This window comes from Variovorax sp. UMC13, assembly GCF_014170375.1.
Lineage (GTDB): Bacteria > Pseudomonadota > Gammaproteobacteria > Burkholderiales > Burkholderiaceae_C > Variovorax.
This window is the reverse complement of the sequence record NZ_LZZW01000040.1, coordinates 20814-45300: the sequence shown is the minus strand read 5'-3', so window position 1 is coordinate 45300 and position 24487 is coordinate 20814. Positions and strand designations below refer to the sequence as shown.

Here is a 24487-nt window from a genome sequence, read left to right as displayed (position 1 = left end):
CCTCGGATGGTTGTTCGGGTGGTGCGCGCGGCGCGCACCTGTTCCGAGGCGGGAATCTAGAGACCGCAGATGACCGGTCCGTGACGAGTCGGATCCCGCACGGAAGTTCACTGCATGGCGAAAAAGATAGGCAGTGCCGGTCGTCGGCTTGTCATGTGCGGCGTGCAGGCGCATGGCACGGCCTGCGAAAATCGCGGCTTTGAATGCAGCGGCCCGGCCGTTGAAGGAAATGCCCGTGCACACCACTGCCCTCGTCCTGTTCTCTGGCGGCCAGGACTCCACCACCTGCCTGGCCGACGCCCTGTCGAAGTACCAGCGCGTCGAGACCCTGGGCTTCGATTACGGCCAGCGCCACCGCGTGGAACTCGACGTGCGCCGCACGGTGCGCGAGCGCATCGCCGAACGCTTCCCGGACTGGGCGCCGCGGCTGGGCGAGGACCACCTGCTGACGGTCGATGCGCTGTCGCAGCTCGGCGGTTCCTCGCTGACCGAGGAGGTGGCGTTCGCAATGCAGGCCGACGGCCTGCCCAACACCTTCGTGCCCGGGCGCAACCTGCTGTTCCTCGCGCTCGCGGGCGCGCTGGCCTACCGCCGCGGCCTGCAGGTGATCGTCACCGGCGTCTGCGAGACCGACTACTCGGGCTACCCCGACTGCCGCGACGACACCATGAAGGCGATGCAGCTCGCGCTGTCGCTCGGGCTCGACCGCCGGCTGGTGATCGAGACGCCGCTGATGTGGATCGACAAGGCCCAGACCTGGGCCATGGCCCACCGGCTCGGCGGTGACGCGCTGGTCGAGCTGATCGTCGAGGAGACCCACACCTGCTACCAGGGCGACCGCAGCCACCGCCACCCCTGGGGCTACGGCTGCGGCGGCTGCCCGGCCTGCGAACTGCGCAAGACCGGCTGGGCGCGCTACGCCGCGGGCTGAACCGCCGTGGTGGTCAGCCGGTAGCGCGCGCCGCCGGCGTCGCCGTCCTGCTGCGGCACCAGCGTCCAGCGCTGGTTGTGGAAATCCCCGACGGCGGCGCGGTGCGCGATCGACACCATCGCGCCGCCCGCGGCCTTCACCGTGTCCGACAGCCGCTGGTAGAGCACGCCTTCGGCCTGCGCGTCCAGCGCGCTGGTGATCTCGTCGGCGAACAGCCAGGCCGGTTTCTTGAGCAGCACGCGCGCGATGGCCAGCCGCTGCTGTTCGCCGCCCGAGAGCTTCTGGCTCCAGGCGTCGCTGTCGTCGAGGCGCGCGGCGAGATCGGGCAGCAGGGCGTCGTTCAGGGCCTGCCGCAGCTGGTCGTCGCCGAAGTCGGCGGCCGGGTGGGGGTAGGTCAGCGCGTCGCGCAGCTTGCCGTCGGGCACGTAGGGGCGCTGGGGCATGAAGGCCACGTTGTCGGGCACCTGCATCCGGCCCGTCGAGAACGGCCAGATGCCGGCGAAGGCGCGGAACAGCGTCGACTTGCCGCTGCCCGAGGGGCCCTGCAGCAGCACGCTGTCGCCGGGCTTCACCGCGAGCGCGGCGCCGGCCAGCAGCGGCGTGCCATTGGGCAGGGCCACCGCCAGATCCTCGGTGTGCAGCACGGCCGAGGGCGTGCGCCGCAGGCCGTCTTCGCGTTCCGCATGGGCGCGCATGCCGTCGTCGAAGCTGGTCAGGCGGTCGGTGGTGGCGCGCCACACGGCCACGCTGTCGTAGTTGTCGACGAACCAGCTGAGCGACTCCTGCACCTTGCCGAAGGCCGAGCTGATCTGCATCAGGTGGCCGAGCTGGAAGGCGCCGCCGAAGTACTGCTGCCCGGCCACCAGGAACGGAAAGATCACCGCCGCCTGCCCGAAGAAGGAGGTGAAGGTGACCAGGTTCTTCTGCTGCTTGATCAGCGCCAGGTAGTTGCGCAACACGTCGCCGAAGCGCAGCTCGAGCCGCTCGCGCTCGACCGTCTCGCCCTTGTCCAGTGCGATGGCCTCGCTGTACTCGCGCACCCGCACCAGGTGGTGGCGGAAGTCGGCCTCGTAGCGTTGCTGCCTGAAGTTCAGCCCGATCAGCGGACGGCCGATGAAGTGCGTGATGGCGGTGCCGACGATGGAGTAGCCGAGCGCCACCCAGACCATCGCGCCCGCGACCTGGTAGGTGGTGCCGTGGAAGCTGAACGAGAAGCTGCCCGACAGCGCCCACAGCAGGCCGATGAAGCTCATCAGCGTCACCACCGCGTTCAGCAGGCCCATCGACAGCGTCATCGTGGCGCTGGTGAAGATCTGCATGTCCTCCTGGATGCGCTGGTCGGGGTTGTCCGGCGTGTGGCTGTCCTTGGCCGCATAGCGCGCGAGCTCCAGGTGGTAGAAGGTGCGGTCCGCCATCCAGCGCGACAGGTAGCTGCGCGTCATCCAGGCCCGCCAGCGCAGCTGGAGCAGCTGCGTCACATAGAACTTGAGCACCTGCACCGCGATGTTGGCGAAGGCGATCCAGCCGAAGACCCCCACCTCGTGCCAGAAGACCACCGAGTCCTTGTTCTGCAGCGCATCGTAGAAGCGGCCATACCACTGGTTGCCCAGCACGGCCACATACACGAACAACAGGTTCAGCGCGACGATGCCCAGCAGCATCGCGCGGGCGCGCCATTTCTCTTCCGAGCGGAAGTAGGGCGCCGCGAGCGTGAAGACGCGCCGGAGCACCTGGGCAAAGCTGCCGGCACGCGCCGAGATGGATGGAGACATGCGTATTCCCTCGCTGGCGTCGTGCGCCGAACATCGTGAGGCGCCCATGGTAGGGGGCGAATCCTTAGCCGGGGCTGAAAGCGTGCGCCGATGCGCTCGTCCCGGCACCGGCCCGGTGACGCCGGCATGACAGGCGAGCGGCCGGAGCGCGCAAGACACCGGTCACGGGTCTGACAAATCTCTGTCACATGGCACTGCGAGCATCGCCGCGTTGACCTGTGTCGACGTGCTTCGCGCACGTCCCCTCCTTCTTTCCTAGGGACTCCCCAACATGCTGCGTCGTTCTTTCCGCTGGGCCCTCGTGCCGGCCGCCCTGCTCTCGATGGCCTTCACCGTGGCCGCGCAGGGCCGCACCGAGCTGCTGGTCTACACCGCGCTCGAAGCCGACCAGGTGCAGGCCTACAAGGCTGCGTTCGAGAAGGAGAACCCGACGATCGAACTGAAGTTCGTGCGCGACTCCACCGGCATCGTCACCGCCAAGCTGCTGGCCGAGAAGGCCAACCCGCAGGCCGACGTGGTCTGGGGCCTGGCCGCCACCTCGCTGATGCTGCTCGACAAGGAAGGCATGCTCCAGCCCTACGCGCCCAAGGGCCTGGACGCCATCAAGCCCACCATGCGCGACCCGGCCAACCCGCCCAAATGGGTCGGCATGGACGTGTGGTCCTCGGCCATCTGCTTCAACACCGTCGAGGCGCAGAAGAAGAACCTGCCCAAGCCCATCAGCTGGGCCGACCTGACCAACCCGGTCTACAAGGGCCAGGTCACCATGCCCAACCCGGCCGCCTCGGGCACCGGCTACCTGATGGTCTCGGGCTGGATCCAGATGATGGGTGAGGACAAGGCCTGGAAGTACATGGACGCGCTGCACCAGAACATCGGCATCTACAGCCAGTCGGGCAGCAAGCCCTGCCGCCAGGCCGGCGCGGGCGAGTTCGCGCTGGGCATGTCCTTCGAATACCGCGCCAACAAGACCAAGCGCGACGGCGCGCCCATCGACATCGTGCTGCCCAAGGAAGGCCTGGGCTGGGACATGGAGGCCACCGGCATCCTCAAGACCAGCAAGAAGCAGGACGCCGCCAAGGCGCTGGCCGACTGGGCCGTGACCAAGCAGGCCAACGAGCTCTATGCGAAGAACTTCGCGGTGCTGGCGCTGCCGGGCGTGCAGGAGAAGCTGGAGTTCGTGCCGGGCGACGTCGAGAAGCTGCTGGCCAAGAACGACTTCACCTGGGCCGCGTCCAACCGCGAGCGCATCCTGACGGAGTGGTCGAAGCGCTACGAGTCGAAGTCCGAGAAGAAGCCCCTCTGACCGGGCCCCGAGACCGCCGCCGCACATGACGAGCTTTCTTTCCCTGCGCGGCATCGGCAAGTCCTTCGGCGCCACCCGCGTGCTCGACGGCATCGATCTCGACATCGAGCCCGGCGAGTTCGTCTGCCTGCTCGGCCCCTCGGGCTGCGGCAAGACCACGCTGCTGCGCATCGTCTGCGGCATCGAGCGCGCCGACCGCGGCCAGATCCTGCTGGGCGGCCAGGACATCGCGGGCCTGCCGCCGGCGGCGCGCGGCTTCGGCGTGGTGTTCCAGTCGTACGCGCTGTTCCCCAACCTGACGGCCGCGCAGAACATCGCCTACGGCCTGCATCCCACCGGCGCGCTGGCGCGCGAGATGGCCAGACGCTCGCGCGAGATGCTCGACCTGGTCGGCCTCGCCGCGCATGCCGACAAGTACCCGGTGCAGCTCTCGGGCGGCCAGCAGCAGCGCGTGGCGCTGGCACGGGCCCTGGCGCCCAATCCGCGCCTGCTGCTGCTCGACGAGCCGCTGTCGGCACTCGACGCGCAGGTGCGCGCCAGCCTGCGCAGCGAGATCCGCGCGCTGCAGAAGCGCCTGGGCATCGTCACCATCATGGTCACGCACGACCAGGAGGAAGCACTGTCGATGGCCGACCGCGTGGTGCTGATGCACGACGGCCGCATCGCGCAGGCCGGCACGCCCGGCGAGCTCTACCGCCAGCCGCGCACCCGCTTCGTCGCGGGCTTCGTGGGCCGCATGAACATGCTGCCCGCGACCGTGCTGGCAAACGGCAAGGTGCGCGTGCGCGACAGCGAGCTGGTCTGCGCCCCGGGTGACCTGCGCGTGGGCGCGCAGGTCACCGTGGGCATCCGGCCCGAGCATGTGGTGGTCTCGCGCTTCGGTTCGGAACTGGGCGTCAACAGCTTCGCGGCCCGCCTGCTCGACACCGAGTTCTTCGGTCACCGCACCTCGGCCCGCCTGGCCTGCGAAGCGCTGGGCACCGAGATCGAGGTCGAGCTGCCGGCCGATGCGCGCGGCGATGGCGGCGAGCCGCTGGTGCCCAGCAGCATGGTGCACATCCAGCTTCCCCTGAACGCACTGTCCGTTCTGGCGCATTGAGCATGAGCAGTCTTCCGGGCGCCGTCGCCGTACCGCCGGTGGCGATGGCGCGCAGCAGCGCCTTCGACCGCGAGCGCTGGCTGACCGGCGTCGCCGTGGGGCTGATGGTGGCGCTGCTGGTCGTGATCGTCGCGCTGCCCGTCGGCGCGCTGGTCGGCCAGAGCTTCTTCGACCGCGCGGGCGCCTTCGTCGGCCTGGCCAACTTCGCGCGCTATCTCGACAACCCCGCGCTGGTGCAGTCGGCTTTCAACAGCCTCTGGCTGGCGGCGATCAGCGCGGTGATCTGCACGGCCATCGCCTATGTCTACGCCTACGGCCTCACGCTGTCGTGCATGCCGGCCAAGGGCCTGCTGCGCGCGGTGGCGCTGGTGCCGCTGCTCGCGCCTTCGCTGCTGCCGGCCATCAGCCTGGTCTACCTGTTCGGTAACCAGGGCCTGTTCAAGGGGCTGCTGGGCGAGGTGTCGATCTACGGGCCGCTGGGCATCGTGCTGGGCTCGGTGTTCTGGACGCTGCCGCATGCGCTGCTGATCCTCACCACCGCCATGGCCACCTCCGATGGCCGGCTCTACGAGGCCGCGCAGACCATGGGCGCCTCGCGCTGGCGCATCTTCCGCACGGTCACCTTGCCGGCTTCGCGCTATGGCCTGATCGTGGCCGCGATGGTGGTGTTCGTGCTGGTCATCACCGACTTCGGCGTGCCCAAGGTGGTGGGCGGCCAGACCGGCGTGCTCGCGACCGACATCTACAAGCAGGTGGTGGGCCAGCAGAACTTCCAGATGGGCGCGGTGGTCGGGCTGGTGCTGCTGATCCCGGCGGTGCTGTCCTTCCTGGTCGAGCGCCGCGTGCGCAGCCGGCAGGCCGCGGCGCTGTCGGCGCGCGCCACGCCCTACCAGCCCGAGCCGGTGCGCGCGCGCGACCGCGCGCTGCTGGCCTTCTGCGTGTTCACGGCGCTCGCGATCCTGGTGATGATCGGCATGGCCGTGTTCGCCTCGCTGGCCACCTACTGGCCCTACAAGCTCACGCCCTCGCTGAAGAACTACGACTTCAGCAACATGGACGGCGGCGGCTGGGGCAGCTACTTCAACTCGCTGCGCCTGGCCGTGTGCGCGGCGGTGGCGGGCGCGCTGCTCACCTTCGTCTCGGCCTACCTGGTCGAGAAGCCGCGCCACTTCGGCCTGCTGCGCGAGCTGCTCAACCTGCTGGCCAACCTGCCGCTGGCGGTGCCGGGGCTGGTGCTGGGCGTGGGCTACATCTTCTTCTTCATCTCGCCGTCGAACCCGCTGCGCGCCATCTACGGCAGCATGACCATCCTGGTGGTGTGCACCGTGGCGCACTTCTTCTCGGTGGCGCACCTGACCTCGCTCACCGCGCTGCGCCAGCTCGACCGCGAGTACGAGTTGGTGTCGGAGTCGATGGGCGTGCCCTTCTGGCGCACGCTGTGGCGCGTGCACCTGCCGGTGGCCTTGCCCACGGTGCTCAACGTGGGCGGCTATTTCTTCGTCAACGCGATGACCACCGTGTCGGCCGTGGTGTTCCTCTATTCGCCGCAGACCACGCTGGCCGCCATCGCCGTGCTCAACATGGACGATGCCGGCGACGTGGCGCCCGCCGCGGCCATGGCCTCGCTGATCATGCTCACCGCGGTCATCGGCCGGGGCGTGTTCGCGCTCGCGGGGCACTGGGCGATCCGACGCACCCAGGCCTGGAGGCACCGCTGATGCCCGACGTCACCCAACACTTCGACCTGGTCGTCGTCGGCGCCGGCATCGTCGGCCTGGCCCATGCCTACACCGCGGCACAGCGCGGCCTCCAGGTGTGCGTGGTCGAGCGCGATGCGGCCGCCATCGGTGCATCGATCCGCAACTTCGGCTTCATCACCGTCACCGGCCAGGCACCGGGCGACATGTGGCGCCGGGCGATGCACAGCCGCGAGGTGTGGAACGCGGTCGCACCGCAGGCCGGCATCGACATCGTGCACCGCCACCTCTGGCTGGCGGCCTATCGCCCGGAGGCGCATGCGGTGCTCGAAGCCTTCATGCGCACGCCGATGGGTGAAGGCTGCCAACTGCTCGACGCAGACGATGCACAGGCCAGGGCGCCGGCCCTGAGCCTGGCCGATGCGCAGTCGGTGCTGTTCAGCCCGCACGAGCTGCGCGTCGAATCGCGCACCGCCATCGGCCTGCTCACGAAGTGGCTGGCCGAAGCGCATGGCGTCGTGTTCCGCTTCGGCGAAAGCGTGCACGAGGTCGATACGCCGCGGGTGCGCACTTCGCGCGGCACACTGCACGCCGAGCGCGTGGTGGTCTGCACCCACACCGAGCTGCACGGCCTGTTCGCCGATCGCATCGCTGCGCAGGACCTCACGCTGTGCCGCCTGCAGATGTTGCGCGTCCAACCCGAAGCCGGTTTCCGTCTGCCGGGCGCGGTGATGACGGACCTGAGCCTCGTGCGCTACGAGGGCTACAGCCGCCTGCCCGAGGCCGCGGCCCTGCGCGCGCGGCTGCAGGACGAAGAGGCGGCGTCGCTGGCGCACGGCATCCACCTGATCGTGGTGCAGAGCGCCGACGGCTCGCTGGTGGTCGGCGATCCGCACCACTACGCCGACGCGCCCGAGCCCTTCGCGATGGAGGCGGTCGACCAGCTCATCCTGCGCCACCTGCGCAGCACGCTGAACCTCGAGGCCGCGCAGGTCACCGAGCGCTGGACCGGCGTCTACCCCTCGTCGAAGACCACCCCCTGCGTCATCGATGCGCCCGACGACGCCACGCGCGTGGTGCTGGTCACGAGCGGCAGCGGCGCGAGCACCGGCTTCGGCATTGCGAACGACGTCTTCGAGGCTTGGTGACGCCGGCCGCTCAGATGTTGGTGCTCGACGGGATGCGGCTCGGCAGCAGGTGCTCGTAAGGGCGCGATCGTGTCGCGTTGCGCTGGCGGATGGTGGCTTCGATGCCGACGAGCGCGCGGCGGAAGCGCTCCAGCGGCCCGCCGGGGCCCGCGATGGCCGGGTCGATCAGCACCGGCAGGTGCGGGAATGCGTTGTCCTTGTACTCGCCGAGCATCCGGTAGTACACGCCTCCGAGCACGTGGAACAGCAGAATCTGCTCCTGCGCCGCAAGCCGTGAAGGCAGCATCTGCGACCAGGTGGCCTCGGTCTGACCGGTGCGCGTGACGGGGGCCGGCGTGCCGGAAGTGCCGGCGCTGAAGGGCGCGTAGGTCATCACCGAGTACTGCGGGAAGTTCACGGCCGCATGCTGCGCGCTGGTGTTGAACAGGATCGCCGTCAGCACGTCGACCAGCTGGGCCCGCGTGGTGATCGGCCGGAAGCCGTGCACCTTGCCCTGGGTCGCGAGTTCGGTGGCCCAGGCCTTGAGCTCGTAGTCGGCGGTGACGTCGCCGTCGCTCAGGTAGTAGGTGCCGACGTAGTCGCCGACCCACTGCGCGATCGCCTTCCACACCAGCAGCGCGTCGTCGCGGTAGGGATAGTCGGGCAGCGCCGCCGTGTCGTCCACGCCGCGCGCGCGCAGGTCGTTGGGCAGCATCATGCGCTCGTAGAAGTCATAGGCCAGCCGGTCGCGGCCGCACTCGCGCTGCAGCGTCTCGATGGGTGCGGTGAGGATCACGTCGCCCGTGGTCAGCGGCGCCATGATCAGCAGCGTGGCGGCCTCGTTGATGAACATCGTGCCCTCGAGGTGCGGCGACAGCAGCCGGCTCAGCGGATGCGCGGTGGCCAGCTGGCGCTGCGTGGCCATCGCGAAGGCCTCGGACATCAGGTGCGTGCGGCCCAGGTGCACGAACATCTCGTGGTAGTTGAAGTCGGCGACCTGCACCACGGTCTTGGCCGATTGCCAGGCCCAGTAGGCCTCGGCATTGGCCGTGTCGTCGACGCGCAGGAAGATCGGGTTGCGCGTCGCGTCCTGGCCGCACTGGATCGCGACCGGCACCAGCGAGCGGCCGGCCTTCGGGCGTGCGAACAGCGCGATCGGTGCCGCGGCATAGCCTGTGCCCGTGAGCGGCTTGCTCGTCGGTCCCTGGGGCGCCATGTCGCCCAGGTCCTGGTAGTCGAGCAGGTAGAGCCGGCCCGAGGCCGCGGCATCGGCGAGGCTGTCGCCGGCGCCCATCACCTGGCGATACTGCGCGTCGCCGAGCGGGAACTTGGCGGGCAGTGCCGAGGCGCGCTGGATCAGCATCGGATTCGGTCCGGCGACACGCATGGCGGCGAACAGGTCGTTGTCGTGCAGCAGCTGCGAGATCGCCGGTTTCTCGATGGTCACGAACAGCGCGTCGTACTGCGCCACGGTCTTGGGGCCGCCGAGCGCGTTCAGCGGACCTTGCGACAGCAGCTGCTGGTGGATCTGCCGCAATTGCGTGCCGATGTCGCCCGCGGTGCCGACCAGTCCGGCGAGCAGGCTCAGGGCCGTGGCCGGCAGGGTGAGCAGGCCGCCGTTCGCGGCCAGCAGCTGGTCGAAGGCCGCCTGCAGGCTCGCGAGGCGCGTGCGCAGGTTGTCGAGCGCCTGCAGGCTGCCCGGGGCCTGTGCGCTGGTGACGAAGGAGGCCGCGAAGTTGGTCACGGCCTCGAGCGCCTTGGTGAGCGTCTTCAACTGGTGCTCGAGCGCGGGCAGCTCGCCCGGGGGCACCACCGCGCCCATCGGCACGCCGGCGAGGTTGATGTGCGATTCGGTCCACACATAGGTGGCCTGGCGCCCGGCCAGCTCGAGCCGCCGCGCCGCGGCGCTGAGCGGATCCAGCTTCTGCGGCAGCCGGGGCTGGAGGACCGGGACGGCCGCCGACGCGGTCGATGCCTGCCCGGCGAGCAGGCCGAGGCCCCCCATCGAGGCGGACCATTTGAGAATCTCTCTGCGCTTCATCGTTGAACTCCCTGACGTTGTGATTCCTGGAGCGTTCGAAGAGGTGACAGCCGGATCGAACGCTCGTTCCATTCGGCTGCGGATTCTGTGGAGGGGCCCTGGCCTTGGCAACGCCGGTCTTCGCCTGCCGCGCGAATGCGAGGAAAAATGCCGTTTGGGCGGGGCTTTTCGTCCTGGGGCGAAAGCCGAACGAAAGGCGACCGGCTTCAGCGGTCGGCGGCGTGCGGATGCCTTGCGCCTTCGTACAGCGCCTGCGCCAGCGCGCGATGCCGCGCGAGCAGGGGCGCGAACTCGAGGCCGGTGAAGCGTCCGGCGCGGATGCGCACCTGGCCGTCGATCACGCTCAACGCAGTCGAGGCCGGCGTGCAGAACACGAGGGCCGCCACCGGGTCATGGCCGGCGCCCGCATGCGCCACGCCGCGCAGGTCGAAGGCCACGAGGTCGGCCGACATGCCCGGCGCGAGCGCGCCGATGTCGTCGCGGCCCAGCACCTGCGCGCCGCCCAGCGTCGCGATCTCCAGCGCCTCGCGCGCGGTCATCGCGGCCGGGCCGTGGCCCACGCGCTGCAGCAGCAGGGCCTGCCGGGCCTCGCCCAGCATGTGGGCGCCGTCGTTCGAGGCGCTGCCGTCCACGCCCAGGCCCACGGGCACGCCCGCGCGGCGCATCGCGCCGACGGGTGCGATGCCCGAGCCGAGCCGCATGTTGGAGCAGGGGCAGTGCGCCACGCCGGTGCCGGTGCGGCTGAACAGCGCGATGCCGGCCGGGTCGAGCTTGACGCAGTGGGCATGCCACACGTCGCGGCCGACCCAGCCCAGGTCCTCGGCGTATTCGGCCGGCGTCATGCCGAACTTCTCGCGCGAGTAGGCGACGTCGTTGTCGTTCTCGGCCAGGTGGGTGTGCAGCGACACGCCCCGCGTGCGCGCGAGCACCGCCGACTCGCGCATCAGCTCGCGCGAGACCGAGAAGGGCGAGCAGGGCGCGAGCACGATGCGGCGCATCGAATGGCGCGAGGCGTCGTGCCAGCGGTCGATCAGGCGTTCGCTGTCGGCCAGGATCGCGGCCTCGGTCTCGACCACCGCATCGGGCGGCAGGCCGCCCTGGCTGCGGCCCACGCTCATGCTGCCGCGCGCCGCGTGGAAACGCATGCCCATGGCGTGCGCCGCCTCGATCGAGTCGTCGAGCCGCGCGCCGTTTGGAAAGAGATAGAGGTGGTCGCTGGTGGTGGTGCAGCCCGAGAGCATCAGCTCGGCCATCGCGGTCTGCGTCGACACGCGCACCATCTCCGGCGTGAGGCCGGCCCAGAGCAGGTAGAGGTTGGTGAGCCAGCCGAAGAGCTCGGCGTCCTGCGCGGCCGGCACGGCGCGCGTCAGGCTCTGGTACATGTGGTGGTGCGTGTTGACCAGGCCCGGCGTCAGCACGTGGCCGTGCAGGTCGATGGCCTCGGCCTGGCCGTTTCGCCACGCCTCCAGGTACACGGCGGGCAACTCGGCCGTGGGGCCCACCCAGGCCACCGCGGGGCCATCGCACACCACGGCGCCGTCGGCGATTTCGCGCCGCGCGGCGTCCATGGTGACCAGAACGTCGGCATGTCGAAGGATCAGCATGCCGGCATTCTGCCGCCGCTCAGCGTTCGGACAAGCCCATCGCCGGATCGCTCACCGTGTGCTTGCCGGTTTCCACGCGGCCGGCGAAGCGGCGGTAGTAGGCCGGGTCGCTGTCGCAGGTGACCGCGAAGTCGTACCACTGGCCGCTGGCCGCGAGCTCCCAGTGCTGGTCCACGCTGGCGCCGCCGGCCACTTCCGCGGTCCAGGGGCCGTCGTTGCGGTAGGCCTTGGGGACGATGGTGAAGCGGCAGGCGGTCTTGCCGTCGTTGCGCATGCTCAGGTAGACGTTGCCGTTGGCGATGTCGTAGCAGACGCGCACTTCAGGACTCGCGGCGCCGCCCGCGCGCAACGTGTTGAGGTTGCCCTTGAAGTGGCGATGGAAGCCGTTCGGGCCAAGCACCCAGAGGTCGTAGGCGCCGGCGTTGTCGCTCATCGCGCTCCAGGCGTCGTCGAGCGTCTTGCCCGCTTCGACCATGTAGCGGCGCGGCAGGCGGTCGAGGTTGAGCTTGTCGTAGACATGGAACACCGCGGCGGCCTTGCCGCTGTTGGCGAACAGCAGCTGCACCTTGCCGTTGAGGGCATCGGTCCTGGCGCTCGCGTGCAGCTCGTAGGGCAGCGCGCGCGAAGGGCGGGTGCCCGTGGGCTGGCGCGGCAGCTGCGGATCGAGCGGCAGCGGCACCTGGGGCAGCTTGCCCTGGTCGGTGCGCAGCTGGTCAGCCTGGTCCCGGCTCAGGCGGCCGCCGAGCGTCGGCAGCGTTTCGGTGTTGGGCGTGGCGAAGTTGAAGGCGCTCGTGAGGTCGCCGCACACCGCGCGCCGGAAGGGCGAGATGTTCGGCTCCTTGACGCCGAAGCGGGCCTCGATGAAGCGCAACACCGAGGTGTGGTCAAAGGCCTGCGAGTTGACCCAGCCGCCGCGGCTCCAGGGCGAGATCACGTACATCGGCACGCGCGGGCCGGGGCCGAAGACGCGGCTGTCGGTGGGGGGCTGCGAGCTGCTGCCCGCGGGCGGCGGCTGCGTGAAGTACTCGTGCGCCAGGTCGGCATCGGCCAGCGTGGTCTTGCCGGCCGGCTTCTTGCTGGCGTCGAGCGAGGGCGCCGAAGGCGAAGGCACGTGGTCGAAGAAGCCGTCGTTCTCGTCGAAGTTGACCAGCAGCACGGTCTTGCTCCAGACCTCGGGCGCGGCGGTCAGGGCGTCCAGGATCTCCTGGATGAACCAGGCGCCCTGCACCGGGCTGGAGGGGCCTGGATGCTCGCAGTAGGCCGAGGGCGCACTGATCCAGCTCACCTGCGGCAGGCGGCCCGCCAGCACGTCCTTGCGGAAGGCGTCGAGGTACTCCTCGGGCTTGGTGCCGGGCAGGGTGTTGGCGATGCCCTTGTAGAGCGGGTTGCCGGGGTTGTCGCTGGCCGCGTCGTAGGCGTGGTAGGGCACGGCCTGTCCGGGGTTGGAATACGGCGCGCCGGGGCCGCCGCCGCTGGAAACCGGGAAGGCCGAGGCGCGGTTGGCGCGGCGGAACTGGCGGAAGGCGCCCAGCATGTTGTCGCCCCATTCGTCGGGCATGTTCTGGTAGCAGATCCAGTTCACGCCCGCGTCCTCGAGCCGCTCGGCGTAGGTTTTCCAGGTGTAGCCGGTGTTCACCGCGGACGCGCGACCGTCCAGCCAGTCCCATTCGTTGTTGACGTAGGCCACGCCCTGCGCGGTCGGGCCGTTGGTGCCCGTGAGGTGGAAGGAGCGGTTGGCATCGGTGCCGGTGTGCATCGCCGCGTGGTAGCTGTCGCACAGCGTGAAGGCGTTGGCCAGCGAGAACTGGAACGGCACTTCGGCTTCCTTGAAGTAGCCCATCGACGCATCGGTCTTGTAGCGCGGCCATTGCGAGAGGCGGCCGCCGTCCCAGGCGTTCTGGCTGTCGTCCCATTCGTGCGGCGTGCCCTTCACGCGCTGCGCGTTGCCCTTGGACTGGTCGAGGTGGTAGGGCAGCACGAGCCGGCCGTTGCCGTCGGCCTGCTGCCACACGTTGCGCCCGCCGGGCAGCGGCACGGTGAAGCGGTCGCCGAAGCCGCGCACGCCCGGCAGCGTGCCGAAGTAGTTGTCGAAGGAGCGGTTCTCCTGCATCAGGATCACGATGTGCTCGACGTCCTGGATGGTGCCGGTCTTGTTGTTCGCGGGAATGGCGAGCGCGCGGCGGATACTGGGCGGGAAGGCGCTCAGCGAGAGTGCGGCCAGGCCGGTGGTGGCGGTGCCGGTGAGGAATTTGCGACGGGAATTCATGGCTTGCTTCTTCGGATCGTTCATGGCGCGCAGCGCATCACGGGGGCCACGCCGGTGTCGGGCTGCGTGGTCGGTGGGGTCGGTGTCGTGGGCGGGGTGGGCGCCGCTGCGCCGTTGTCGCTGCTGCCGCCGCAGGCCGAGAGGGCGCCGGCCAGGACGAGCACGGTCGCGAGACGCGTGCCAAGGGTTGAGATTCGCATGAGAGACCTCCGGGTGTTGTTGTGATCGACAGAGCGTCGGCGCGGGCGCGATGGCCTGCATTTCGCTCGTGAAGGCGTGGGGAGGTCCGTGGACCGGACCGCGGCCCAAGGCTAGGCAGCGGGCATGACCTCGCGATGAACGTTCCATGACATGGCGTGCATCGAGATCGCGCCCGAGGCGCCTCGGGGCGTGGAGAACCGCAGGGAAGAATGCGCGACCCGGCGTCGCGCGCGGCGCTCAGGACTCGTTGCTGATGCCGCTGCTCACATGCCCGGCCGGCACATGGCGCGCGGCCGCATCGACGTGGCCGGTCTGGTCGTCGAAGAAGAAGTCGGGCTCGAACTCGCGCAGGAACTCGCCCTTGGGCAGGCCGCCCAGGAACATCGCCTCGTCGACGCGGATGTTCCAGTTCATCAGCGTGCGGATGGCGCGCTCGTGTGCCGGTGCGCTGCGCGCCGTGACCAGCGCGGTGCGGATGCGCATCGAGGCGTTGCCGGCCATCTGCAGGCGATGCAGGGCCATCAGCAGCGGCTTGAACGGCCCCTCGGGCAGGGGCAGCTCGGCCTTGCTCGATTCGTGCAGTTGGAAGGCGTCGAGCCCCTCGGCCTGGAACACCCGCTCGGCCTCGTCGCTGAACAGCACCGCATCGCCGTCGAAGGCGATGCGCACTTCGTTGGGAAAGGCGTCGCTGGCCTTGACCGATTCGACCAGCACGCGCGCCGCGGGAAAGCCCGCGTGCAGCGCCTCGCGCACATCCTGCGCGTTGACCGAGAGGAACAGGTGGGCCCGCAGCGCACGCAGGTAGCCGAAGGGCGCGCGGCCCTGGGTGAACACGCCGCGCTGCAGCGGCAGGCCGGCGGCGGTGCTGGAGCGGAAGATGCGCATGCCCGAGACCGGGTCGTTGCGCGAGAGGATCACCACCTCGACCCGCTGTACGCCGTCGTCGTTGAAGCGCAGCAGCTTGCGGATCAGCGAGTAGGCGATGCCCGGGGCGGCCGGCTGGTCGATGCGCTCGAGCTGCAGCCGCATGTAGCCCTCGTTGTCGCCCGACTCGAAGATCCGGTTCTCTTCCTCGAGGTTGAACAGCGCCCGCGAGGAGATCGCCACCACCAGCTTGTCGTCGAGGGTGGCGGCCATGGCGTTTATTTCACGAACTGGTTGAGCTGGATGATCGGCATCAGCACCGCCAGCACGATCAGCATCACGACCCCGCCCATGCCGACGATCAGCAGCGGCTCGAGGATGGTGGCCAGGTGCATCGCGCGGCGCTGCACTTCGGCGCCGAGCTGGGTGGCCGCCCGCTGCAGCATCAGCGGCAGCGTGCCGGTCTGCTCGCCCAGCCGCGCGAACATCGAGACGATGCCGGGGAAACGCTTCTTCTGTGCCAGGGCCGAGGCCAGCGGCGCGCCTTCGCGCACCAGCACCAGCGCGTCGAGCGCGTCGGCGCGCATCGCGCGGTTGCTCAGCGTCTCGGCCGCGGCCTGCAGCGCGCGCAGGATCGGCACGCCGGCGGTCGTCAGCATGGCCAGCGTGCTGGCGAAGCGCGCCGCGTTGTAGCCGCGCGCGAGCTTGCCCACCAGCGGCAGGTTGAGCCAGGCGGCATCGAACTTCTCGCGGAAGGCCGGCCGTGCGAGCGCGGTGCGGATGGCGACCGTGCCGGCCACGATGGCGATCAGCATGGTCCAGCCGTAGTTGCGGACGAAGTCGCTCAGCGCCAGCATCGCCACCGTGAGGAAGGGCAGCGCGCGCTTGGTGCCGGCGAACACGTTGGCCACCTGCGGCACCACATAGCTCACCAGGAAGATCACGATCACGATCGCCACCAGCGTGACGATGGCCGGATAGAGCGCCGCGCCCACCAGCTTCTGCTGCAGCGCCTGGCGCTGTTCGAGGTCGTCGGCCAGGCGTTCGAGCACCAGGCCCAGGTTGCCGCTGTGCTCGCCGGCGCCGATGACCGCGGTGTAGATCGGCGAGAACTCGCGCGGGTGCTGCGCCAGCGCGCGCGCGAAGGGCGAGCCGGCATTGACCTCGGCCCGCAGCGAGGCCACGAGGTTGCGCTGGTTCTCGCGCTCGGCCTCGTCGGTCAGGGCGGTGAGGGCACGTTCCAGCGGCAGGCCGGACGACACCAGGCCGGCGATCTGCCGTGTCCACACGGCCAGCTCGGTGGTGCTGAAGGCCCGCGCGCCGCCGAACAGCTTGCGCCAGCCGCCCGCCTCGCGCCGCTGCGCGTTGGCGTTGCCGACGATGGTGACTTCGAGCGGGATCAGCTGCTGCGCGCGCAGCATGCCGCGTGCGTTGCGCGCGGTGTCGGCCTCGAGCACCCCCTTGCGGGCGTTGCCCTGGGCGTCAATGGCTTCGAAGGAATAGGCGGGCACGTCAGTCTCGCGTCACGCGCAGCAGTTCGGCGCGTGAAGTGACGCCGGCCTGCACCAGCCGCTCGCCGTCGGCGCGCATCGAGCGCAGGCCGCCGCGTTCGGCCGCGGTGAAGATCTGGCTCTCGGGCGCGCGGCTGTGGATCAGCGACTGCACGGCCTCGTCGGCCACCAGCAGTTCGAAGATGCCGGTACGGCCCTGGTAGCCCGTGTGGCCGCAGGCGTCGCAGCCCACGGGCACTACCTCGCCGTTCTCCGAGCGCGTGGCGCAGGTCGGGCACAGCTGGCGCACCAACCGCTGCGCGAGCACGCCCAGCAGCGAGGAGCTCAACAGGAAGGGCTCGACGCCCATGTCGGTGAGCCGGGTGACGGCGCTGACCGCGTCGTTGGTGTGCAGCGTGGCGAGCACCAGGTGGCCGGTGAGCGAGGCCTGGATCGCGATCTGCGCGGTCTCGAAGTCGCGGATTTCGCCGATCATGATCACGTCCGGGTCCTGCCGCAGGATCGCGCGCAGGGCCTTGGCGAAGGTCAGGTCGATCTTGGCGTTGACCTGGGTCTGGCCGACACCGGCCAGCTCGTACTCGATCGGGTCCTCGACCGTCATGATGTTGCTGCGCGTGGCGTCGAGCCGCGCCAGCGCCGAGTACAGCGTGGTGGTCTTGCCCGAGCCGGTCGGGCCGGTCACGAGGATGATGCCGTGCGGCTGCGAGATCAGGGTCTCGAAGCGCGACAGCGTGTCGCCCAGCATGCCCACCGATTCGAGCGTGAGCTTGCTCTCGTTCTTGTCCAGGAGCCGCAGCACCGCGCGTTCGCCGTGCGCGCTGGGCAGGGTCGACACGCGCACGTCGACCGCGCGGGTGCCGATGCGCAGCGAGATCCGGCCGTCCTGCGGCAGGCGTTTCTCGGCGATGTCGAGGTCGGCCATGATCTTCAGCCGCGAGATCAGCGCGGCATGCAGCGCGCGGTTGGGCTTGACCACCTCGCGCAGCGTGCCGTCGATGCGAAAGCGCACCGACGACGTGCGCTCGTAGGGTTCGATGTGGATGTCGCTCGCGCCGTCGCGCGCGGCCTGCGTGAGCAGGGCGTTGAGCATCCGGATGATGGGCGCGTCGCCGGCCGATTCCAGCAAGTCCTCGACCGCCGGCAGCTCCTGCATCATGCGCGAGAGGTCGGCCTCGCCCTGCACCTCGCTGACCACGGTGGCGGCGTTCGATTCGCCGTTGGAGTAGGCGGCGCTGATGCGCTGCGCGAGCTGCTCGGTCGGCAGCGGCTCGAAGGTCTTGATCGCGAAGCGGCGCGCGACTTCGCCCAGCGCGCTGCGCGGCGGGTCGCGCGGCATCCAGAGCGTCAGGCTGCCGTCGTCGGCCTCTTCCAGAAGCAGCTGCTGGGCACGCGCGAAGGCGTAGGGGAGGGGGTAACGCATCGCCCGTCGGTGCTCAGGGAAGTTCGCGCGTGGTCGCGGGGTCGGCGGTCGGGGGCAGCGTGCCCTTGAGCGGCGTGTCCTTGGGCGCGACCCTGTTGTCGATCATCGGCGGCGGGATCAGGCGCGTGCCCTCGATGCGGCGGCTGCTGTCGTTCGACTCGGGCGTCGGCTGCAGCAGCAACTGGGGCAGCTGGGGCAGCACCGGCGCCTCGGTCACGCCGCGCAGCATCACGTTGTCGGTGGCCGGCTGCAGGTTCTGCTGCAGGGTGCGCAGCATGTCGTAGCGCTCGGTCGCGAGCGCCTCGCCGCTGATGCTGTCGCGCAGCACCATCGGCCGCAGGAACACCATCAGGTTGGTCTTCTTGCGGCTGCGCGTCTCGCTCTTGAACAGGTTGCCGAGCACCGGGATGTCGCCCAGGCCGGGCACCTTCTCGTCGGCGCGCGTGTACTCGTCGGTCAGCAGGCCGCCGATGACGATGATGCTGCCGTCGTCCACCAGCACGCTCGATTCGATCGAGCGCTTGGAGGTGGTCGGCCCGTTGGTGTTGTTGGCGGTGCCCGCGACCACGCTCGACACTTCCTGGAAGATGGTCATCTTGACCGTGCCGTTCTCGCTGATCTGCGGGCGCACGCGCAGCGTCAGGCCGACGTCCTTGCGTTCCACGGTCTGGAACGGGCTGACGTTGGTGCTGCTGCTGCCGGTGTTGGTGTACTGGCCGGTCACGAAGGGCACGTTCTGGCCGATCACGATCTTGGCTTCCTCGTTGTCCAGCGTCAGCAGGTTGGGCGTGGAGAGCACGTTGCCTTCGCCGTTGCTCTGCAGGAAGCGCGCCACCAGGCCCAGCGCGTTCACGCCGTTGATCTTGGTGCCCAGGCCGATGTTGAAGCCGCTCGAGGGCTGCGAGGGCACGCCGCCGGCCGCCGTGGCCGCCGACAGGTTGAAGATGTTCTGGCCGCCGAGGCTGGAGTTGGTGCCGACCGCGCCGGTGGAGCCGATGGCGGTCTGCCACTGCACGCCGAACTCGGCGGCCTTGTCGGCATTGACCTCGACGATCAGGCTTTCGACCATCACCTGCGCGCGGCGGCTGTCGAGCTTGTCGATCACCGCGCGCAGCTGGCGGTACTGCGGCTCGGGCGCCGAGATGATCAGCGAGTTGGTCGAGGGGTCGGCCTGGATCTGGCCGCCGGTCGAGGGCTGGTTGGCGTTGTTGAGCGGCGTGGTGGCCGCGGCGCTGGTGGTGCTGCCGCTCTGGCTGTTGGTGCCGGTCTGGCCCGCGGTCTGCGGGTTGGTGGCGCTGCCCAGCGTGCCGGCCGCGCCGGAGTTGCCGCCGGTGCCGCGCGCATCGGTCGACATAGCGGCGCGCAGCGTGGTGGCGAGCCGCACCGCGTCGGCGTTCTTGAGGTACACCACGTAGATGTTGCCGGCCGCGCCGTTGCCGTTGTCGAAGGCCGGGCGGTCGAGCTTGTCGACCAGCGTGCGCACCAGCTGGACCCGCGCCGGGTTGGCCGCGCGCAGGATCAGCGCGTTGCTGCGCGGGTCGGCCACCAGCGTGGTGCGGAAGGTGGCGTCGACCGTGCCGGGCGCGGCGCCCGCCGGGCCGGTGGCGCTGCCGCCTTCGATCAGCCGCGTGATCAGCGGCACCATGTCGGTGGCCACCGAGTGGCGCAGCGGGATCACCTCGATGTCCGACGCGTTGGGCACGTCGAGCGAGGCCACGATGCGCGCCAGGCGCTGCATGTTCTCGGCGTAGTCGGTGATCACCAGCGAGTTGTTGCCGGGGTTCACGTTGATGGCGTTGTTCGGCGCGATCAGCGGGCGCAGCACCGGCAGCAGGTTGTTGGCCGCCTCGTAGTTGAGCTTGAAGACCTGCGTGACGATCTGGTTGCCGCTCATACGGGCCGCGGCGCCGGTGGAGCTGACCACGGTGCTGCTCTGCAGCTTGGCGTCGGCCTCGGGCACGATCTTGTAGAGGCCGTCGGCCTCGACGATCGCGAAGCCCTGCAGCCGCAGCGCGGCGGCGAACTGGTTGAAGGCGGCCGCGGGCGGAATCGCGCGGTCGGTCTGCAGGCTGATCGTGCCCTTGACGCGCGGATCGACCACCACGTCGCGGCCGGTGATCACGGCCATGGTGCGCGCCACCGATTCGATCTCTGCGCTGCTGAAGTTCAGCGTGATCGGCTCGCCGCGGCGCGGTGCATCCTGCGCGAAGGCCGCGGGAAGGCAGGCGGTCATCAGGACCTGTGCCGCGAGTGCGACAAGGCCGAGGCGCATGCCGTGAGAAGACAGATGCTTCATGGTCAACCCAGTGTGATGAGCGAGCGCGTGCCCTGGCGCCGCCCGATGATGTTCAACAAGTTCGAAAGCGCGTCTTCGCGGCCCGGGGCCGCACTGGCCTCGCCGTCGAAGCGCATCGCGGTGCCGTTCCAGCGGCCGCTGCCGCTGAGCACCAGGCTGCCTTCACGGGTGGTCAGCAACAGGCTCGGCGCGGGGCCGCCCTCGATGGTGACGCGGTAGCTGCCCATGGGGCGCAGCGTGGAGAGACTCGACGAGATGTCGGTGGCGTCGAGCGTGGCCCGGCCCGAGAGGCCGAGTGTCCGGCCCTTGAGTTCCATGACGAAGGCCTGCGTCGACAGTTCGAGCATGCCTTCGGGCTTGAGCGTGTTCCAGGGCGCGCCGAAGCCGCTCAGCATGGCTGCCGGCCAGTTCGAGCGGCCGTCGCCCCAGGCGAGCAGCGCGCCGTCGGTGCGGGGCCGCACCTGCAGGCGCAGGGGTTGCGGGGCGCAGCAGGGCAGCGTGAAGGCCGCGTTGACGGCGCCCCAGCCCGGCCGCAGCGTCCAGCTCAGGGTGCCGGGCAGCGAGATCGATTCGGCCCCGCGTCCGCCGCTGGAGAACACCACGCCAGCCTGGCCGTTCCAGACGGTGCCGCGCGCATTGATGAGTTGCAGCTGGTTGCCGCTGGCCTGGGCCAGGCCGGCGGCCAGCCAGCGCGCCGGCGCGTAGAAGGCCAGCGTCGCGAGCGCGCCCAGCAAGGCCCCGACGAGCGCCCAGCGCCAGCCGGCGCTGGGCGGGGCCTGGGAAGAGGAGCGGGGCGCCATGCGGAGCGGCCTCACTTCGCGGGCAGGTTCATGACCAGCGTGCCGTCCCAGCGCACCAGGGCATCGGTCGGGGCGGGGGCGGCCGTGGCGCCGCGCGGCGCCGGGGCGGCACCCGCCTGCGAGCGCGTCAGGTGCACTTCGCGCGGCACCGCGCGGGCGTTGCCGCGCGCCTGGGCCAGCCACTGTGCCAGGCCGTCGGCCGAGGTGCCGCGCAGCGTGACCAGCACGCCTTCGCCGGACCCGGCGACCTGGATCTGCGCATTGCTGCCCAGGCTCTGCTGCACCGAGGATTCGATGGCGCGCAGGGCTTCGTCGCGGCTGGCGCGAGGTTGCGATTGCAGGGCCTTGGCCTGGATCTGCAACGCGCTCATGCGCTGCAGCTGGGCGTCGAGTTCGGCATGGGCGGCCGGGGCGGTGGCCAGGGTGCGCAGCGCCGGCGCCAGCCCCACCCACCAGAGCAGCGCCAGCAGCAGCAGCGCGACCATGCCCTGGACCAGGCGCTGTTCGCGCAGTGCGAGCGATGGCCACCAGGCGTCCCAGCGGGCTTGCAGCTTGTCGATCCACGGGCTCATCGTTGGGCCTCCGCCTGCACCAGCAACAGGTCGCCTTCGCTGCGGGCGCTGTAGCCGCGCGATGCCAGCGTGGCCGACAGGGTGCTGGTCTCGGCCATGCCCAGGGCCAGGCCGCGCAGGCGCAGCTGGCCGCCGCTGTAGTCGACGGCGGTGGGCACGCGGCCGGGCGGCAGGCTGCTGGCCAGCGCGCCGAGCATGGGCTCGAGGTCGGCCGGCGACACGCCGCCGGTGGCCTGCTGCAGCGCGGCGACCTCGCGGCTCATCTGAAGCTGGGGTTCATAGATCGGCACCGAGGGGAAGGTCTGGGCCAGGATGCTGCGGACCGTGCCGCGCTTGGCGTCGAGCGCGCGGCGCTCCTTCCAGGCCCAGGCGTTCACGCCGACGAGCTGCGCGACCAGCAGCAGCAGCACGCCCCAGCGCGCGGCACGCCACTGCGGGCCGCGCCACAGCGCCTGCACGATCGCGCCGAGCTTCTTGCCGGCGCGCGCGCGGCCGGTGGAGGCGAGATCGAACTGCGCCAGGTCCCAGCCCGACTGCGCAGCCTCCAGCCAGCGCTCGGCCGGCTTGGTGATCGGCAGCCGGTGCGCGAGCAATTCGTCCGCCAGTTCGGCCACCGCCGGCTCGGCCGAGGCGATCGTGTCTTCGGGCAGGTTGCCCAGCGCGCTGACGCCGGCGGGCGCGAGCGGCAGCGACAGCACGCCCTGGCCGTCGCACAGCGTGAGCGATGCGTTCTCGGCCTGGCCGGTGGCGAACAGCCGCGGTGGTGCGCCGGCGGGTTGCGGCGTGAATTCGGGGACGATGCGGTTGACGCGGTGGCCCGCGCCTTCGAGCGCCTGGACCGCGCTGCGCAGCCAGGCCTTGTGGCAGGCGGCGACCCAGACCGGCTTGCCCGTGGCCGCGGAGGGCTCGAGGGCGAAGTGCAGGTTCTCGGGCTCCTCGAGCAGCCGGTCTTCCAGCAGGCCGTTGAGCACGGCGCGCAGGCGCGAGCTGCTGCTCAGGCTGCCCTGCGGCAGCGTCACCTGGTGCCAGGACAGCGCGGCCGCGGGCAGGGCCAGCACGAGCTCGTCGCTGGCGGGCAGCAGGGCGGGCAGGGCATTGCCTTCGCCGCGTGCCTTGCGGCCATCGGCAGACCACATCGCCCAGCCGTACTCGCCACCGGTGGGCGCCGGTGGAGGGGGAAGGGTGACGATGAGCAAGGGCATGGCGGTCGAAAAGGGGGCTATTGTAGGAGAGGGCTGACCGCGTTCGCTATGGACTTCATAGCGATCGATTCAGTGCCGGTGCGTGCTCGCGGCACTTTTAAATGATCTTTGTGTCAGCACGTTTAACGTGTCACCTTGTCCGTGGGCAAGGTCACGCCGGCACCCCGTTCGCGCCAGACGATGCTGAGTTCCATGCCGTTGCGCTTCACCAGGGAATGCTCGTCCACCCAATGGCGGTCGAGGCGCAGCCGGCCGTGCACTTCGAAGTAGTTGGTGCGCACGGCATGCTGACCATCGGGGAACTGCGCCGAGCCCATGTAGGGCTTGGCGTCGTCCGGCTTGCGGAAGTAGCTGCGCGCCCGCTGGCTCACCAGGCGCTGGGCCCCCGCGAGGTCGAGCTCGGGGATGCTCGCATACAGGGCTTCGGCGCTGGCGGTGTTGATGTTGAGCGGGGTGCGATCGGGCAGCACCGTGACGTACGGCTCGATCACCGCCACCGTGGCCGGCGACACGCCGAGCCAGACCAGCTGCGAGACCTGCTGCGGGATCAGCGGCTTGCCGGTGTCGTCCGTCGGTGGGCTGACCGGCGTGCCGCCGTTCGGGGAGGGCACGGCCGGTGGCGGGCTGGCGCGTTGCAGGGCATTGGTCATGGTCGCCACCTCCTGCGGCGGCAGGCTCAGCAGCGCAAAGAGCTTGACGAAGGCCGCGACCGCCGCGGGCACCGGCTTGCCTTCGTTGACCAGGTTCATCACGTTGAGCTTGGACTGCGCGTCGACGATGCGGCCCGACAGGAAGGCATCGGGCAGGCCCTCCAGCGCGTCGCTCGACACGTTCTTGTCGCCCGCCAGGAAGCTCGACAGGCGCGCTTCCTCGAGGGGCACCGCCCAGGGCTCGGTGAGGTTGTCGTTGTCGGGGTTGCGGCCGTCCTCGCGCAGGATCAGGCGCGACCAGTCGAGCGCGCCGATCAGCACCCACGAGGCCTGGACCCGCGCGCGCTCGGCCGATTCGACCTCGGTCGCGCGCCACTGCTGCCACAGCGCCGCGGCGGCGAAGGTGGCCACCAGCGTGACCGTGAGCATCGCGGCCAGCAGGGCGGCACCGGCCTGCCGGCCGGGGCGGAAGGTGGGGCGCGGGTTCATGTCTTGGGCGTCGCGGCGGTGGGCTTGACCCAGTCGCGGGTCAATGTGCCGGTCAGGGCGGCGCCGGGCGGCAGCTGCAGCACCAGGCGGATGCCCTCGGGAATCGCGTTGGTCTCGGTGCTGACCGCCTGGGTCCAGACGCCGCCCTGGAAATAGGCTAGCTGCCAGCTCGCCAGCGGGACCAGCGACAGCGCGCTGCCGCCGGCGACCACACCCTCCTGGCCCCAGGCGCCGGCGCGGTCCCAGGCCTGCTGCCACTCGACGCGGGTGACGATGGGCGGGGACTGCCAGCGCTGCCATTGCGTGGCGCCGGCCGCGTCGGCGTGCATCGCCCAGGCCACCACGTAGAGCGCGGGCTGGGCGTTGTCCGCGCTGCGGCGCGTGAGCCGCAGCACGCTGCCGTTCCAGTCGAGCGGCCGCAACTGCGTCAGGGCCACCGTGGCATCGAGGTCGGTCGACCACTGCGACAGGGTGGTCTGCAGCGTGAGCACCGCATCGCCGCGGGCCTGGGTCTGTGCCTGGGCGCGCGTCATGCCGTCGATGCCGCGCCAGCTCATCATGGCGAGCAGGGCCATGGCCGCGATCGCGACCATCAGCTCGATCAGCGTGAACCCGCCGGCGCTTCTTCGGGTGCGCATG

General features: G+C 70.3%; 19 protein-coding genes. 5 read left to right on the top strand and 14 right to left on the bottom strand.

The features are described 5' to 3' along the window. Positions 1-229 precede the first annotated feature (229 nt). On the top strand, positions 230-931 hold the full coding sequence (queC, locus tag A9977_RS32320; RefSeq protein ID WP_183028922.1) for a 7-cyano-7-deazaguanine synthase QueC: 702 nt from the start codon (positions 230-232) through the stop codon (positions 929-931). Here queC and A9977_RS32315 read toward each other — a convergent pair. Then, entirely contained in the window at positions 916-2703 is a 1788-nt protein-coding gene (locus A9977_RS32315) for an ABC transporter ATP-binding protein/permease (protein ID WP_183028921.1), read from the bottom strand. The two genes, queC and A9977_RS32315, sit on opposite strands and share 16 nt — an antisense overlap. 271 nt (positions 2704-2974) lie before the next feature. On the opposite strand from A9977_RS32315, the gene A9977_RS32310 reads away from it, so the two are divergent. Genes A9977_RS32310 through A9977_RS32295 form a run of 4 tightly spaced genes read left to right on the top strand, consistent with a single transcriptional unit; the run spans position 2975 to position 7953 of the window. Next, on the top strand, positions 2975-4009 hold the full coding sequence (locus tag A9977_RS32310) for a putative 2-aminoethylphosphonate ABC transporter substrate-binding protein (RefSeq protein ID WP_183028920.1): 1035 nt from the start codon (positions 2975-2977) through the stop codon (positions 4007-4009). Positions 4010-4034: 25 nt separating this feature from the next. Continuing rightward, entirely contained in the window at positions 4035-5108 is a 1074-nt protein-coding gene (locus A9977_RS32305; RefSeq protein WP_183028919.1) for an ABC transporter ATP-binding protein, read from the top strand. A gap of 2 nt (positions 5109-5110) precedes the next feature. Continuing rightward, a complete protein-coding gene (locus A9977_RS32300) occupies positions 5111-6826 on the top strand; it encodes a putative 2-aminoethylphosphonate ABC transporter permease subunit (RefSeq protein WP_183028918.1) in 1716 nt (571 codons plus the stop codon). Next, positions 6826-7953 carry a TIGR03364 family FAD-dependent oxidoreductase gene (locus A9977_RS32295; protein WP_183028917.1) on the top strand — a complete coding sequence of 376 codons (1128 nt, stop codon included), beginning with the start codon at positions 6826-6828 and terminating at the stop codon, positions 7951-7953. Before A9977_RS32300 ends, A9977_RS32295 begins: the two co-directional genes overlap by 1 nt. A gap of 10 nt (positions 7954-7963) precedes the next feature. Here A9977_RS32295 and A9977_RS32290 read toward each other — a convergent pair whose 3' ends face one another. From A9977_RS32290 to A9977_RS32230, 13 genes are all read right to left on the bottom strand, one after another. Further along, positions 7964-9973: a lipoxygenase family protein gene (locus A9977_RS32290; RefSeq protein WP_183028916.1), complete on the bottom strand. Its 2010-nt coding sequence runs from the start codon at positions 9971-9973 to the stop codon at positions 7964-7966. A 206-nt stretch (positions 9974-10179) separates the two neighbouring features. Beyond that, positions 10180-11577 (bottom strand): 8-oxoguanine deaminase, encoded by a 1398-nt coding sequence (locus A9977_RS32285; protein WP_183028915.1) that lies wholly within the window; start codon positions 11575-11577, stop codon positions 10180-10182. 19 nt (positions 11578-11596) lie between these two features. After that, positions 11597-13843, bottom strand: a complete 2247-nt coding sequence (locus tag A9977_RS32280; protein ID WP_183028914.1) for a phosphocholine-specific phospholipase C — start codon at positions 13841-13843, stop codon at positions 11597-11599. Positions 13844-13863: 20 nt separating this feature from the next. After that, positions 13864-14043 (bottom strand): hypothetical protein, encoded by a 180-nt coding sequence (locus A9977_RS32275; RefSeq protein WP_183028913.1) that lies wholly within the window; start codon positions 14041-14043, stop codon positions 13864-13866. 238 nt (positions 14044-14281) lie between these two features. Beyond that, on the bottom strand, positions 14282-15181 hold the full coding sequence (locus A9977_RS32270; protein WP_183028912.1) for a 5'-nucleotidase: 900 nt from the start codon (positions 15179-15181) through the stop codon (positions 14282-14284). Between the two features lie 5 nt (positions 15182-15186). Then, the gene (gene gspF / locus A9977_RS32265) at positions 15187-16419 is read right to left on the bottom strand and encodes a type II secretion system inner membrane protein GspF (RefSeq protein ID WP_183028911.1); all 1233 of its coding nucleotides are present in this window, start codon (positions 16417-16419) and stop codon (positions 15187-15189) included. A 1-nt stretch (position 16420) separates the two neighbouring features. Beyond that, the gene (gspE, locus tag A9977_RS32260) at positions 16421-17839 is read right to left on the bottom strand and encodes a type II secretion system ATPase GspE (RefSeq protein ID WP_183028910.1); all 1419 of its coding nucleotides are present in this window, start codon (positions 17837-17839) and stop codon (positions 16421-16423) included. A 13-nt stretch (positions 17840-17852) separates the two neighbouring features. Next, positions 17853-20135: a type II secretion system secretin GspD gene (gene gspD, locus A9977_RS32255; protein ID WP_183028909.1), complete on the bottom strand. Its 2283-nt coding sequence runs from the start codon at positions 20133-20135 to the stop codon at positions 17853-17855. A 2-nt stretch (positions 20136-20137) separates the two neighbouring features. Next, the gene (gene gspN / locus A9977_RS32250) at positions 20138-20935 is read right to left on the bottom strand and encodes a type II secretion system protein N (protein WP_183028908.1); all 798 of its coding nucleotides are present in this window, start codon (positions 20933-20935) and stop codon (positions 20138-20140) included. An 11-nt stretch (positions 20936-20946) separates the two neighbouring features. Continuing rightward, positions 20947-21507 carry a type II secretion system protein GspM gene (gene gspM / locus A9977_RS32245; RefSeq protein WP_183028907.1) on the bottom strand — a complete coding sequence of 187 codons (561 nt, stop codon included), beginning with the start codon at positions 21505-21507 and terminating at the stop codon, positions 20947-20949. Beyond that, entirely contained in the window at positions 21504-22709 is a 1206-nt protein-coding gene (gene gspL, locus A9977_RS32240) for a type II secretion system protein GspL (protein ID WP_183028906.1), read from the bottom strand. Before gspL ends, gspM begins: the two co-directional genes overlap by 4 nt. Positions 22710-22831: 122 nt before the next feature. Then, complete coding sequence (gspK, locus tag A9977_RS32235; protein WP_183028905.1) at positions 22832-23848, bottom strand: type II secretion system minor pseudopilin GspK; 1017 nt, start codon at positions 23846-23848, stop codon at positions 22832-22834. Further along, the gene (locus A9977_RS32230; protein WP_183028904.1) at positions 23845-24486 is read right to left on the bottom strand and encodes a type II secretion system protein J; all 642 of its coding nucleotides are present in this window, start codon (positions 24484-24486) and stop codon (positions 23845-23847) included. Before A9977_RS32230 ends, gspK begins: the two co-directional genes overlap by 4 nt. Position 24487: the final 1 nt, after the last annotated feature.